This window comes from Paraburkholderia caledonica NBRC 102488 (assembly GCF_000685095.1).
Classification (GTDB): Bacteria; Pseudomonadota; Gammaproteobacteria; order Burkholderiales; family Burkholderiaceae; genus Paraburkholderia; species Paraburkholderia caledonica.
Genome location: NZ_BAYE01000011.1, coordinates 19,708 through 33,573, shown reverse-complemented (window position 1 = coordinate 33,573; position 13,866 = coordinate 19,708). Strand labels below are relative to the sequence as shown.

The window sequence follows — 13,866 nt, the reverse complement described above, 5'->3', positions numbered from 1 at the left end:
GATAGGCACGTGTCGAGCTACGACGGCGTGCAGGCACCGAAGAGTACGAACACGTCCTCGCGATTAACGAGCGTTGTGGACATTGCGCCCGTTTTTGTATCGAGCGCAACGCTCCAGGCGTACCCCAATTCCGTCCCTTGAAGCAGTAATTGCCCATCGCTCGGTTCAATATGCTGGATCTCCGTGGAATGTTGGGGCCCGACAATCGCCTTCTTCGCGAAATTGATGCGGATGAACTGCGGTGCGCCGAGAATCACCGGTAGCGTCCGATAGCAAACGTCGCCCACATCACAAAAGTGCGCATCGATGGTCGCGCACAACAACGGCTTGCTGCCGTCGAAGTCGGCGCTGAGCACACTGGAAGACGTGGCGCAAAGAAAGATCGCCAGGGTGGTTGCCGACACGATCTTCAACATGATTGCTCCTTCAGTCTGGCGTGAACCAGGGAGCGAAAGCGCGGACCCCGGATTGGGTGAGTGACGGCGGTGCGGCTACTCGACCGTGTAGCCACGTCCGGTCATGCATGCCGCTACTGCGCGGTTGTATATAGCAAGCTGACCTGATGCCTGCTGTTTCATACCTTGCTGTTGCGAGGCCGCTTGTTGCTGTTCGCGCCGCATTCGCATGCCGCTCCCCATCGTGCCCACGAGCGCGCCGATTCCTGCGCCCTCTCCCCAATGGCCGCCGGCCGCTCCGCCAATCAGTGTGCCGAACAGCGCGCCGCCTCCGGCACCGCGCATCATTCGGCCTTGCTGTTGCGGTGGGGGCGGACTGTTCGCCATCTGCTCAGCGAGCGCGACAGGATTGACCCCGGTGGTCTGTTGCGCCCACGAGTGGCATTCCGCCGTATCGGTTTGCTGCTGGCCCCAGCTCTGGCCGCGAGCGGGATAGATGATGGGCTGTTGCGCCTGTACTGCAAAGGCGAGCGAGAGCATCGCCAGGCTGACCCAGGATCGAACGATTCGTTGCATGGCTCAAAGTCCCATAAGTCTTTAGCGACCGGATGCCCGCCTGAATGACCGGTGCTCATGCCTCGCGCGTCGGCGCGCGGCCCCGAATGCCACCCTCCTCGGTACCCGATGGCGCGGTTCGACCCGATCAACCCATGTCTCCATGCAGCGGCCAGTGACCGCTCTCAATGATGGTCGAAGAGGGCGATCTGGCCGCCCTTATAGAGCTCCCGGACCTTGGCCTTGAATGAGGTCTTCGGTGTCTTCTTGCACTCGCTGACGACGAGGGCGACAGGCGTTGCGGTGTCGACCACCATCGTGTCGGTTTCGCTTATTCCGAGATGGTCGACACCCGCCACCCAGTAGACGAGGGCCGGCTGGTATACCGCGTCCACAGCGACAAAGTTCTCGCATGTCATCTTCGAGGGACTCATTTTCGTGCCCGTTTGCGCGAGAGCGGGTAGCGTAAAGCCGATTCCCAAGACAAGCGCAGCGACAGCGGTGTGCTTCATGATGCTCTCCTATGGAACGTGGTTCGACAGGTTTGCCGACTGAGGTGAATTGGCCTGCGTATGACCGCCCGGCCTCATCGCGTCACTCGCCGGACTGCAGGACTACGCGGGTCGGCGATCGGCCTGAAAAGTTCACGCAGGCGAGTAAGTGGCCGGTTCGCGCGGGAGGGAGAGCGTCGAGATGGCCGCGAGAATCGTCGCTTTTCGCGGCGGCGAGCGAATCGCCCTGTGGCCCCTTGGCGCGCGACTGCTAGCTCCCGAGCCGTGTGATCTTCTGGCCTTGGAGCCCGAGCCCGGCCATCAATCCCTCCTGTCCGAAAAGGAACGCATAAACGTCGGACTGGAGTGTGGTTGTCGTCAACGACCTCGCGGCGCCGGCATCCACTAGGACGACGGTTGGACCCACGCCGAGAGACCACCCGTCGCTGCTGCGAAGGTAATTCACAGCAGCATCGTTCGTCAGAAACATGGCTTGTGCAAACTTCTCGACACCGGCTTGCATGCCATACGACACGGCCGTGATGTTATAAACACCGGTGACTCTCCCGTTCTCGATCAGCACGCCGTCCCCCCCTTCCACGCCGGCAAGAAAGCCGGCCTTGACCAGGTTCGGAAAGATGAGTATCGCCTTGGATTTATCGCCAATCTCTTTTGACTTGGGTTCCTTCGCGTACAAAGCTTGCAGCGCCGCGAAACTGTCCCGCTTGAGAACAGCGTCATCCGCTACCGGTGAGGCCATCGTCGGCGGGGGGGCGGACATGGAATTCCCACCAGTCGAACAGGCCGCGGCGACGCTTAGGAGTGGAACAACTACGGTATAGCGAACCCACTTGAGCATGATGCGAACTCCCTTTGCCGACTGAAACGGGCGAGCGAGTCGCAATCTGGCCTGCGACCCGAACAGGTGCAAGTCACTATATAGTCGGGCCAATGAAGGGCAATCAGCCTTTGGTCCTATACGTGGCCGATGCACGGTCGCTCTCCAGTATGGATTCCAGCGAAATTGTGGGCGGTGCGTAACGTCTTTCGAGGCAGTACGTTGACTGAGTCGGCCACTGTCTCGCAGGTGCGGCGCCCCGGCGTTATGCGGTGTTGGCGCTGACGGCCTAGTCAGCGAGACGCGCTTGCGCGCTTAGTGTGCTTGCTCACAGCGAAGGATCGGGTGTGTCGCGCCGGCAGGCATGACCCATACTTCGTTTGGTGCGAAGTCACAGCCTGCGAAACTGGCCGGCGTTGCCATCTGCTCGGTTGTGAAGCCTCGTGCGTAGCCGACCGTGCCGCCGGTGACAACACTTACAACCGGGATCGTGCGATTCCTCTGGCGAACCACCAGCGCGCGGACCGGCGATGTATCGGATTGCGTACCGATGAGCGTCCCCTATGTCCTCCGTCCGGAACTCGCGCGTATTCGCAAGCAGGGATACGCGTTGGATGCGGAAGAACTGATCGCCGGTTTGACTTGCGTCGCGGTGCCGGTGATGAGTGGAGGGCAGGTTCGCGGCGCGTTATCCGTTGCTGGCCCAGCGGCTCGCATTGGCAATCCGGTCGCCTTGGCGAAGATCCTGAAAGCGGCGGTTAAGGCATTGCCGGCGTCGTTGTGAAGCGGCCGGAAGTTTCATCGCCGGAGCCTGCGCGTGATGCTCGTATGGTTTCTTTTGTTTAGCCGCGTTCTTTATGCCTTCTCTACGCGCGCGGTAAATGTCTTTCCAAATTGTTGACGGCATAGTGTGTGACACGCTCGCTCGCGCTTGAGACGAAGCGCGTGGCAGACGGTTGTTACCTTGCCGCTAGGTGCGCGCCGTTTTCCGACAAGGTGCTCAAGAGCGGCGACGGAAAACAGTAACAACGGATGCACCGGTACACCGCGAACGACAACGTGACATTCGTTGATCGGGCGCAAACCGGTGCGACAGGGGACCGCAGGGAAACGACCGGACGGAGCGTTAGCATCAATACGTCGTTGAACACAACATCTGCTGATCGCGTCGTGCACGCAAGAACGAAGCAGTGGTGTTGTAAACGTAATCGCGCCAACCGGGAGTATCAAATGTCTGCCACCTCTGTTCTCATCAGCATGATCCCCATGTGGGGAATCCTTCTTGTCGCATCCGGCACGGCCGCGTACCTGGTGTTCTGGCGCAAGGTCATCAAATAAGCGTGCCGTGTTGTCGATCGACGCACGATTGCAGCGAGCCCCCGCGCGACAGAGCGCAATCTGCTAACTTTTGACGGACTACTGCTGTTCCCCCTGCTAACCTTCAGATCAATGAACGTGCGCCGCTGGCCTGAAGTCAAGCGCACTCGCTCAGGTTGACGAAGTCTTGACGCCGGAAAAAAGGGGGTTCTATGACCGTCGCAGCGCTAGCGCGTGGCACACGCGCACTCCATGACCGCCGGCGGACGTTAGCCAACCGGTGGGCCGGGCTAGGGCTTGCCGCTGCGGCGCTTCTCTCCGGTCACGCGAGTGTCGCGGCAGGACCTCTACCGCAGGGCGGCAGTTTCGTCGGCAGCACGGGCAGCATCGCGCAGAACGGCCGGAACCTGAACATCACGCAAGCAGGCGGGCGCGGCATCATCAATTGGGACAGCTTTTCGATCGGTGTGGGGAACACCGTATCCATCAACAACGGCACGGGCGCGACGCTCAACCGCGTGACCGGCGGCGATGTCTCCGCGATTTACGGCGCGCTTAACGCGACGGGCAGTGTGTATCTCATCAACCCAAATGGCGTGCTGATCGGTCGATCCGGCGTGATTTCGACGGGTGGCCGCTTCCTTGCATCGACGCTCGACGTTTCCGACGACAGCTTCCTCAATCCGCGCCCAATCGGCGGAACGGCCTACACCGGGAATTCCACGGCGAATGTCGTCAACCTCGGCAGGATCTCGTCGTCCGGCGGCGACGTCCTGCTTATATCGGCGAGCAAGGTCGTCAATGCAGGAAAGATAGATGCGCCCAACGGCAACGCGGAATCTGCCGTGGGGCGTCAGGTGCGCTTGTTCGACAGTGCGTATCAGCAGCTTTCCGTCGATGTGGGAAGTGGCGGCACGATCAGAAACACGGGCAGCGTTGAAGCGGCGACCATCAACCTCCAGGCGGCGGACGGCAACATTTTCGCGCTTGCCGGTCACTCGGGCGCGCTGCGCGCGACCGGCACGGCCACGCGCGACGGACACGTGTGGCTCGTCGCGGACACCACGACAAACTACCGCGTCAATACCGGCAACATCGATGCCCGCGGCGCTCAGATCAGCGCTCGCAACGCGGACGGCAGCCGCGGCGTAGTCGAAATGTCCGGAGGCAGCGTCAAGGTGGGCGGCGCAGACGTCCAGGCCAGGCAGTGGAACATCACGACCGGAGATTTCACCGTCGATGCGCGCACCGCCGACACGCTCGGCGCCAGCCTGAGCCGCGGCGCGTCGGTCAACGTGCTGGCGAACGGCGCCGACGGCAAGCTGGGCGCGAACGGCAAAGGCAACATCGACGTGGAAGCGAGTCTGCGCTGGCGCGGTGACGCGTCGCTTAATCTCAATGCCGCGCACTCTCTGACCATCGCGCCGCGCGTGACCATCGCGAACATCGGCGCGGGCCCGCTGACGCTTTCTGCCGACAGCTATGGATTCGACAACGGCGGGAGCGTGACCAATCACGGGACGCTCGACTGGTCGCGAAGCACCGGCATCATCACGGCGCTCTACGACATCAACGGCACTTTCACACGCGGCACGGTCGTGACGAATCCGTCATGGCGGGCCGCGCCGTTCAGTGGGCTGCTCACGCAATTCACGGCTTATCAGCTGATCGCGTCGCTGGACGACCTGCGCGCGGTGAACAACAATCTCGCGGGCAACTATGCGCTGGCTCCGCGCGGAATTGAATTCGTCGATGCGGGCGAGTTCGGGGGCATCGGCTCCGCAGACCATCCGTTCACCGGCCAGTTCGACGGCATGGGCCATCTGCCGGCAGATCTTCATCTCGCCGCTAATGCCGGAATGTTCAACGTGATCGGCAAAGATGGGGTGGTGCGCAATTTCACGCTGGCAGACGGCACGGGGACGTCTTCGTCGGGCCCTGTAGGTTTGCTCGCTGCAGTCAATTACGGGACGCTGATCAATGTCGGCGCGACAGGGATCATCACGTCCACGGGCAACGCAAACTCGGTGATCGGCGGGCTGGTCGGCGAGAATTTCGGCAACATCGAGCGGTCGTGGGCGGGTGTGAACATCACCGGCACGGGTGAACTGGGCGGGCTGGTCGGGCGCAACGACGGGCACATCGATCGTTCGTATTCGCTCAACTCGATGACAGCCGGCGCGCCAAGCACTTTTGGCGGCCTGGTCGGCACGAACAATGGCGACATCGTGCGTTCTTACGCCTTCGCGTTCCAGATGAGCGGCGGCACGACGGTCGGCGGACTGGTTGGCAACAATACTGGCCGCATTGAGCAGTCGTACGCGTATGCGAAGCTCACGCCGGACGGCAACGCGACGGCGGGCGGCATCGCAGGCAACAATAGCGGCAGCATCGCCAACGACGTCTTCTGGAACAGTGAGTCGTCGGGCGCGCAAGCCGGCGTCGGTTCGGGCACGGCCGTGGCCAGTTCGAGCGGCCTCACCGATCTTGAATTGCGCGATCCTGCGAGCTTCGGGCCAACATGGGACTTCGGTGCGAACGGCACTTGGGTGTCAGGCTATTTCGGGCCGTCGCTGAACCGGCTCGCGCAACCATGATGAGCTTCGGCCTCTCAACGCGAGCGAGGCCTAGGTGACTTGCTGACGGACGGAGTTGTCCGGTCATTCACACGATGTGGTGTGAAGCGAAAAGCCGCTTACACCAGTAGAGTGACGCCTGCCCAGACAATCAGCACGACGCCCAGCACGCGGCCGACCCGCTCTCCGCCGGGCAGGATTTTCTCCACGAAAACGATTAGCGCCAGCGCGGCGATCCAGATGAGATTCATGATGCCGCCGACGAACAGCAATGCCATTAGCAGCCAACAGCAGCCCACGCAGTAAATGCCATGACGCATCCCGAGCAGGAAGCTGCCTGCGACGCCAGGGCGCCAGTATGCAGTGAGGAAATTGACTGGCGAACGGCACTGCGCGAGGCAGGCGCGCTTAAGCGGCGAGAACTGGTAGAGGCCCGCCGATGCCAGAACAATCGCGGAAAGCGGAGCGCTCCTCGACGACAGCATCATTTCCGAAATGAGGCCGGTCGGTTGCAACAGCTTCTGGAGCGATGCCGCGCAGATTGAGAATGCCAGCCATGCGGTCAGGTAACCAGCCAGCAGAAACATCGACGGGACGGCCGACCTGGCCTCGGTGGACGCGTGGTGCCGCAATACGCGTCGATATAACAGGATCAGCGGCGCCGCGCCGGGCGTCATCATTGCGATCATCATCACCCACCACATCAGGACCACGGTCGGCAGCGATGGGTCCATTCCGCCGCCGTCGTCTGCCAGTCGATGAGGGAACAGCGCGACGGCTGTCATCTCGAGCGCGGACATGCCGATTCCCGCGCCTGTCCACACGTAGGCCCACGAAAACGCGACGACGGCGATGATGCCGAGCGCGGTGATCACGCGCTCGCGCCCCACGGCAATTTCGAAGCTGCTCATGCCGCAGCGCGATGCCGGATCGGTCCTTTGTTATTCAGGTGCAGTTGCGCGAACTGCGCATAAGTCCCCTTCAGATCCAGTGCGATGTTTCCCTGCGAGCGGCTTGTGCCGGAGCCAATCTCGGCAAGTTCGTATTCGAACCCGTGAGGCAGGTCGATCCGGACGCGGTGCTCGTCGCCCGTTACTGGATTGCGAATCGGTTCGCCGACGACGTCGAATACGCCCTCAACATGAATCCGGCCATGCCTGGCGTCGACATCGACATCGAAGTCGATTTTCGTAAAGATCGGGTCGAATGCGTGCTCGAGCGTCGATGCGAAAACGGAGAACATTGTCGCGAACGGCTCGGTGTCCTGCCCAGTCATTATTTTCAGAATGGCTTCTCGTTGCGCGGGGCTAGCTCGTTCGTCGACGATCGGCTGGCACTTGCCCTTACCTTCGTGGATCGGCCCGGGCCACTGAAACACGACCGCAAGCTTGACGCCGTCTAGCCGCACGTCGCCGTAATAACCGTTGCTGATCGAAATGGCGCCCATTGCTTCGCAGAAGCCGTTGTTCGGCAGGGCGTTGAATTGGCAGGGGCAGCCGTATGAGCAATTGCAATTGACGAGTTCGGTGCCTTGAATTTCCCAGGGAGTCATGGTTGTCCTCCTCGCGCCCCGCGACGAGCCACGTGGCTCGAATCTAGTGTATGCAGGGGAAAAGGAAAGTTAAAGCCCAGTCGAGCGGATCAAGGAGCTCACCCATGGCTTGGGTGCCGATGTCGGCTGCGAGTGCGTCGGCTATCAATGCCATGATCCCGCCGGAAAGGAGGTTCCGAATCCGACCATGAACAATTTCGTCCAATCGGTGAAGTTCACCGGCGGCATCGGTGTGGTCGGGGTATTCACGCCACAGGATTCCGGCGCATCCGATGACCTGGCCAAGAAGGGGCAAATTGCATTCGACTGGGACGACATCGTGCAGTCGGTGCATCAGGTAAAGAGAACGCTGCACTGGTCGAACAGGCGTCGGCGGCGCAGGCAACGTCGGAGCAGGCGCGGTCTCTGCGCGACGCCGTTGCGGTGTTCCGCACGAACCACGCACCGCAGTTCGCCGCGCTCGTCTAATGCGTAAGACGAAGGCCCGCGGCGCGGCGCGTTGCGCTGGGAGCGCGATGAAGTATGGCCGCTCGTTGGCTATGCTCACGCGAAGCCTCTGGCGGACGACGACCGGCCTGCGCCATGGCGCGAAGTCCGAGCGGTTCCACAAGACGACGGATGGGTGAGTAACGAAATGCGGTCAAGTACGAAGTGAGCGTGTCAGCGCTCGCGGGGACCAACGCTTTCATGACGCGGATGCTGTTTCGAGAATTTCCGAATGGCGAACGCTACTGTGAGGGGTGCCGTGCCCACTTCGTGTACACCATGCACGCGCGGACATGGCGGAAGGCAGTCGATTCTGCGATGATTGCTTTCCGTCCTCGTGGCTCGTAGCCGCGCTTGCCGATTGCTGTGCAAAGCCGGCACAGGCGCCGGCAGGCGGGTCCAGCATGCGAAGAGAGCTCGAATATGGCCAGACTTCGAAATCTTGCCGCAGCCGTTCTGATTGTCATTCTGGCCGCGTGCGCCAGCCTGCCCCCACAGAACGGACGCACGCCGACCTATGCCGCGCAAGATACAGAAGCGACGCCGCTTGCCGAGCACTTCGCGGCCGCCGAGCACGGTCATCCTGGCGAGAGCGCGTTCCACCTGCTGCCCGATTCCGTCGACGCGCTCCTCGCGCGGGTGATCCTTACCGAAAAGGCTCAGAAAACACTCGACCTCGAGTACTACATCTGGCACAGCGACCTCACGGGGCGCGCTCTTGCGTCGGCCGTGCTCAAGGCGGCGGACCGCGGCGTCAGGGTGCGGGTATTGCTCGACGATCTGGGCACGAACGCCGACGACAAGGCGTTGCTCGCATTGAGCGCCCATCCCAGCATTTCTATTCGGCTCTTCAATCCGGTGGCGAGCCGTCGGTTCAAGACGATCTCGGCTGCACTCGACTTCTCGCGCGTGAATCGCCGCATGCACAACAAGGCACTGATAGCCGATAACCGGGCCACGATTCTGGGCGGGCGAAATGTCGGCGACGAATATTTCGGTGCGTCGAGTGTCGTGTCATTCGGGGATCTCGACGTATTGATGCACGGGCCGATCGTCCAGGACGTCTCGAACTCCTTCGACACGTTCTGGAATTCCGATGCGGCCTATCCGATCGACCGGCTGATGGGCATCCCCGCAGACCCAGAAAAACTCGCGGCGTATCGCGACGAGCTGGACCGCTACGTCGCTTCGGAACAGGCCTCGCCCTATGTCATGCACGCGAGACAGCGGCTGGCTCAAGTGATCGAAACGGGCGCCGCCGAATATAGCTGGGGCAAAGCCACGCTGCTCTACGATGACCCGTCCAAGGTCACGCGCGCCCCTGAAGAGTCGCAAGGCCGCTTGCTGACCGCTCTCAGGGCGCAGGACCTTCATCCGAGTCGCGAACTGCTAATCATCTCCCCTTACTTCGTACCTGGAAAAAATGGCGTGGCCTGGCTGCGCGGCTTGACTGAAAATGGCGTGCGCGTGACGGTGCTGACCAACTCGCTGGCGGCGACCGACGTCGCCGCCGTTCATGCGGGATATCGGCGCTACCGCGAAGACCTGCTCGCCGAGGGCGTGCAGCTCTATGAATTCAAGCCCATTGCAGCAGGCGCAGACGCGGCGAACAAGAAGCAGTTCTTCGGTTCGTCGAAAGCATCGCTGCATGCGAAGACGTTCGTGTTCGACCGTGAACGAGTGTTTGTCGGCTCGATGAATCTCGACCCGCGCTCGGTCAATCTCAACACTGAAATAGGCGTGCTGTGCGACAGCGCAGCGATCGCAAACCAGGTGATCGGCTACGTCGAACCGCGGCTGAATCAGATCGCGTGGCAGCTCGGACTGCGCACCGACGCAAACGGCAGTCGCAAAATCGTCTGGATCGATACCGCGGCGGACGGGACAGTGCGGGAACTGGACACAGAGCCGGAGACCACCGTCCTGCGCCGCACCGGTGTCTGGTTCATGGGTCTGCTGCCCATTGAATCGCAGCTTTGAGCTGATGGAGGCACGCTCATCGACACGAGCGGCGGACGGTTGCTCGACACAGCGGTTGTTATCGACGTGTTGAAGACCGGGCAGCATTAGCGATGATGTCTTTCACCGCCTCGTGTCGTTCCCCAACGCGATGGCGGCTTCCGCGATCCAGCCGCCGTTGCCTGCACCGGAGCCCCGAAAGGCATCCATGCTGGAATGGCGATGCGTCAATTACCGTGCATGTACATCAATTGACCAAAGCGCCACAGTCACGCGCTGACATCAGCGATCACGTCACCGCTGCTCCACAGCCGCGTCCCGCTGGCGTCGGGTTTTCGCGCCACTTTAGCCATCCCCGGCCCGTCGAAATAAGTTCCGAATTGCCGTCCCTTTCATATACTGCTCATACCAGCACCCCATGCTGGCATCTAGCGAAACGTCTCGTTGACTATCTCCAGTCGAGGCCATATGAGCACTATCGTGCCGGCCGGACATGCCGAACCCGAACGGCGTGAACCGATTCTTAATACCGTTGATCGTGTCTGCGAAATATGTTTTGGCCTGTTCATGGCCCTGACGTTCGTCGGCGCCGTCAAGGCAGTGACTGCACGCGAAGATGAGGGGTACAGGATGTTCTTTGCCGCGCTCGGATGCAATCTCGCGTGGGGCCTCGCCGACGCCGTGATGTATCTCGTACGCACGCTCGCCGACCGAGGGCAGCGCCTGAAACTTGCGCAGACCCTACAGCGGGAGCAGGACCCGGCGGTAGCCGTGCGGTTGCTGCGGGATGCATTGCCCGAGAAGTTGGGGCGGCTCGTCGAAGATGCCGACCTCGAGCCGATCCGCGCGCGCCTCGCGACCGCATCGACGCTGCCACCCAGGGCAAATTTTGTGAGTGGTGACTTCGTCGGCGCGTTAGGCATCTTTCTGCTTGTGGTCCTGGGGACGTTTCCGGTCGCGGTGCCGTTTCTCGTCGTGCGGGACGTCACAACGGCACTCATCGCCTCGCGCGTGCTCACTCTGGGGATGCTTTTCATCGCCGGCTTTGCGCTGGGGCGCTATACCGGTGCAGGGCCAATGAAGGCAGGTATTGCAATGATCGCCGTTGGTATTGTGCTGACGATAGCAATCATCAAGCTCGGCGGCTAAACGACCCCGAGCCGTTCTGAGGCCGGCTGGCTCGCATTCCGTATCTGCGCGGGAGCCGGCACTCGTGCTGGGCGACTCCACATGGTTGTGAGAGGTCAGCGCCATATAGCTATCGCGCCTTGTACTGCCCACGATCCGCATGGTGCCTCGCCGACGATCACACTGGCTGGCGTAGTGCATGCCCAAAGCACTGTTACGCTTTACGGCTTGATCGACACCGCTCTGACCGACACGAACAACCAGGTCACCGCCGAACGGGTGGTCGATATAGTTAGTCATGCAAATCTCGTGCAGTCGCTGGCAAGCGTGCCAGATGAACCGGCGTCGGACGCTACGGTCTGGGACGCCGAAACCGGCGCCAACGTGATGGGCGAACTGGCGGGGCGCAAGTGGGGCTTTGCTGGCCGCAATTGCGGTTGCGCACGGCGTCGTGCATCTATGGGGCGTCTTCCAGTCGGCGCTGCCATACGCTGTCTGAGATCGCCAGCCGGCCCTGTGCTGGCACTCGCGCAACCCTCTCGCCGATTGCACGCTGATTGCCAATAATCGGCCAGCACGGCCGTTCGACACGACGGCCAATCCGGACTAGCCCGGACCACACCGGACCGACAACGCTCTCCCGTCTTTCCTCGGAAGAAAGGCGATTCTTCGTGTCTCGCCTCCATTACCGCAAAATTCATACTATTCGCCGCAAACGCAGCAGTTCTCGCGCCTCAGGCCGATATAGCAAGTAGGAATTGCGGCCCGAAACGCAGCGACCGGAAATAATTGCTGATTTTCCCCAAGTGAGGTCTGCGCCGACTGCGTAGCGCAACGGGGGCCGATGTCAGCATCGCCAGGTCGTGTGCATTGAATGAAGCAGGCCAAATCCGCAGTGGGGTTTGGGAAACGATGTTCTTGATCGTTAGCAACCCGAACGAAATTAAAAAAGCTATTTATCGATTGAGAAAGTCACCATGGTTAAGCGGCGTCAATTCATTGGAGGGCTCGTTGCCCTCGGCGGAAGTTGTGTTCTTAGCGCCTGCGGCGGAGGCGGAGGTGAGGACAGCGAGGTGGCCGCGAGCGCTGCGAGCGGCAATTCCGCCGCGCGCGCCACGGCGAGGACCACCGCCTCGCCTTCGGCAAACGGCACGGCCATGCCGCCCGCCAGCTCCATCATCGACGGCGCGGGCGCGGCCTGGACCATTACAGGCGGCGTGCTTTATAAGAACGGTGTCGTAGCGGGAAACAACTACAACGTTGCGCTTGCCATGTACTACACCGGAGCCGTCTACGCCGAAAATACATCCGGCGAGTTTTATCAATGGAACGGTACGGGCTGGATCAGGTGCGCCGATCCTCGGCTGACCGGCGGCACTTCGGCAGACGGCACCACGATGCCGTCTGCGCCTTACATCATCGACAGTACGGGCGCAAAGTGGACGCTAGTGAATGGCGTCGCGTATAAGAACGGCGTGGTGGCGGGCACGAACTACAACGTATCCCTCGTGCTGTGGTATGGCGGCAAAATCTATCTGCGCAATACCAGCGGTCAGTTCTATGTCAACGCCGAGGTCAAGGCTCAATGGCTGGCTTGCTCGGACCCACGCATTACTACCGCACCGGCCGCGGGTTCGTTCTACGGCATGAACGGTCACCACGACTACCTGTACACGCCCGCGCAACTCGTCACTATTCTGAAGACGATGGGCTGCACAATCTATCGTGTCGGCTGCACGGCGGACTCATCGCAACTCGGCCCAGTGACCGACATCGCGCGGACATTACAGACGGCGGGGCTCCAGGTGTTCGCTTTGATCCAGCAGGGCATCTATTACAACGACGGCACTCTCTTCGCGAGCGAGTCGGCGGCTTACAACGCGGGCTTCAGTTCCGGCTCGACGGTCGCTCGCGCGCTGATGCCATACGGCGTGACGATGTACGAATGCGGCAACGAACTGACCCGTGACAGAGCGATCATTCTCGACGACACCAACGCCGGTACTAAGGCTGCCGACTTCAACAACGCCAACTGGCCGCTTCTGCGCGGCGTCTTGCGCGGCATGATAGACGGCGTGAAGTCAGTACAGCCCTCGGCGAAATGCGGCGTCAATTTTTGCGTGAACGATATCGGCGCATCCGATGCATTGTGGGAAGGCAATCAGCCAGACAGCAGCAGTGGTCACCCCAAGGTTCGTTGGGACATCACCACCTGGCATAACTACGAAGTTTACGGCGACATCTTCGCCATTCCCGCCGACGGCCAGAGTCCGGGGTTCGATCTGCCGACGTACTGCAAGGCGCGCTATGGCGTGCCGTTCATCATCAGCGAGTGGAACACGGGTCCGGAGCGGACGCAGGCCTATCGGGCAAATTACATCACGAGCCAGTTGAGCGAGTTCTATTCCGCGAGAAAGACTCACAGCATCCAGTCGGTCATGTTGTACGTGCTCGATAGCGGGAACGATACGTACGGCATCATGCTCGACGGGACGCCCATCAATCCGTCGTATAGCGCGTTCACCGGCTTTATAAAAGGCAATCCGGACGTGTGAGCGGGAGCGACATT

At 61.2% G+C, this 13,866-nt stretch carries 12 protein-coding genes; 6 read left to right on the top strand and 6 right to left on the bottom strand.

The features are described from left to right. Positions 1-17 precede the first annotated feature (17 nt). The 4 genes from BCA01S_RS21385 to BCA01S_RS21370 all read right to left on the bottom strand — a co-directional run bounded on the left by BCA01S_RS21385 (position 18) and on the right by BCA01S_RS21370 (position 2,300). On the bottom strand, positions 18-416 hold the full coding sequence (locus tag BCA01S_RS21385) for a hypothetical protein (RefSeq protein ID WP_027778670.1): 399 nt from the start codon (positions 414-416) through the stop codon (positions 18-20). Positions 417-491: 75 nt separating this feature from the next. Then, positions 492-971, bottom strand: a complete 480-nt coding sequence (locus tag BCA01S_RS21380) for a glycine zipper family protein (RefSeq protein ID WP_027778669.1) — start codon at positions 969-971, stop codon at positions 492-494. Between the two features lie 164 nt (positions 972-1,135). Continuing rightward, positions 1,136-1,462, bottom strand: a complete 327-nt coding sequence (locus BCA01S_RS21375) for an HdeA/HdeB family chaperone (RefSeq protein ID WP_027778668.1) — start codon at positions 1,460-1,462, stop codon at positions 1,136-1,138. A 250-nt stretch (positions 1,463-1,712) separates the two neighbouring features. After that, entirely contained in the window at positions 1,713-2,300 is a 588-nt protein-coding gene (locus BCA01S_RS21370; protein ID WP_027778667.1) for a lipid-binding SYLF domain-containing protein, read from the bottom strand. Positions 2,301-2,829: 529 nt separating this feature from the next. Between BCA01S_RS21370 and BCA01S_RS35065 the strand changes: the two genes are divergently transcribed. Together BCA01S_RS35065 and BCA01S_RS21355 are read left to right on the top strand one after the other, a co-directional pair. Then, positions 2,830-3,063, top strand: a complete 234-nt coding sequence (locus tag BCA01S_RS35065; protein ID WP_027778666.1) for an IclR family transcriptional regulator domain-containing protein — start codon at positions 2,830-2,832, stop codon at positions 3,061-3,063. Positions 3,064-3,808: 745 nt separating this feature from the next. Continuing rightward, positions 3,809-6,193 (top strand): two-partner secretion domain-containing protein, encoded by a 2,385-nt coding sequence (locus BCA01S_RS21355; RefSeq protein ID WP_027778665.1) that lies wholly within the window; start codon positions 3,809-3,811, stop codon positions 6,191-6,193. A gap of 98 nt (positions 6,194-6,291) precedes the next feature. Here the strand turns inward: BCA01S_RS21355 and BCA01S_RS21350 are convergent, their stop codons facing one another. Both BCA01S_RS21350 and BCA01S_RS21345 read right to left on the bottom strand, forming a co-directional pair. After that, a complete protein-coding gene (locus BCA01S_RS21350) occupies positions 6,292-7,083 on the bottom strand; it encodes a DUF2182 domain-containing protein (RefSeq protein ID WP_027778664.1) in 792 nt (263 codons plus the stop codon). Then, positions 7,080-7,724, bottom strand: coding sequence for a DUF1326 domain-containing protein (locus BCA01S_RS21345; protein WP_027778663.1), 645 nt, complete (start codon positions 7,722-7,724; stop codon positions 7,080-7,082). Before BCA01S_RS21345 ends, BCA01S_RS21350 begins: the two co-directional genes overlap by 4 nt. Positions 7,725-7,833: 109 nt before the next feature. Here BCA01S_RS21345 and BCA01S_RS39545 point away from each other — a divergent pair, with 109 nt between their 5' ends. From BCA01S_RS39545 to BCA01S_RS21320, 4 genes are all read left to right on the top strand, one after another. Beyond that, on the top strand, positions 7,834-8,199 hold the full coding sequence (locus BCA01S_RS39545) for a hypothetical protein (RefSeq protein WP_027778662.1): 366 nt from the start codon (positions 7,834-7,836) through the stop codon (positions 8,197-8,199). 434 nt (positions 8,200-8,633) lie between these two features. Next, the gene (locus tag BCA01S_RS21330; protein ID WP_027778661.1) at positions 8,634-10,190 is read left to right on the top strand and encodes a phospholipase D family protein; all 1,557 of its coding nucleotides are present in this window, start codon (positions 8,634-8,636) and stop codon (positions 10,188-10,190) included. 447 nt (positions 10,191-10,637) lie between these two features. After that, positions 10,638-11,318, top strand: coding sequence for a VIT1/CCC1 transporter family protein (locus tag BCA01S_RS21325; protein WP_027778660.1), 681 nt, complete (start codon positions 10,638-10,640; stop codon positions 11,316-11,318). A gap of 956 nt (positions 11,319-12,274) precedes the next feature. Further along, the gene (locus BCA01S_RS21320; protein ID WP_027778659.1) at positions 12,275-13,852 is read left to right on the top strand and encodes a hypothetical protein; all 1,578 of its coding nucleotides are present in this window, start codon (positions 12,275-12,277) and stop codon (positions 13,850-13,852) included. Positions 13,853-13,866: the final 14 nt, after the last annotated feature.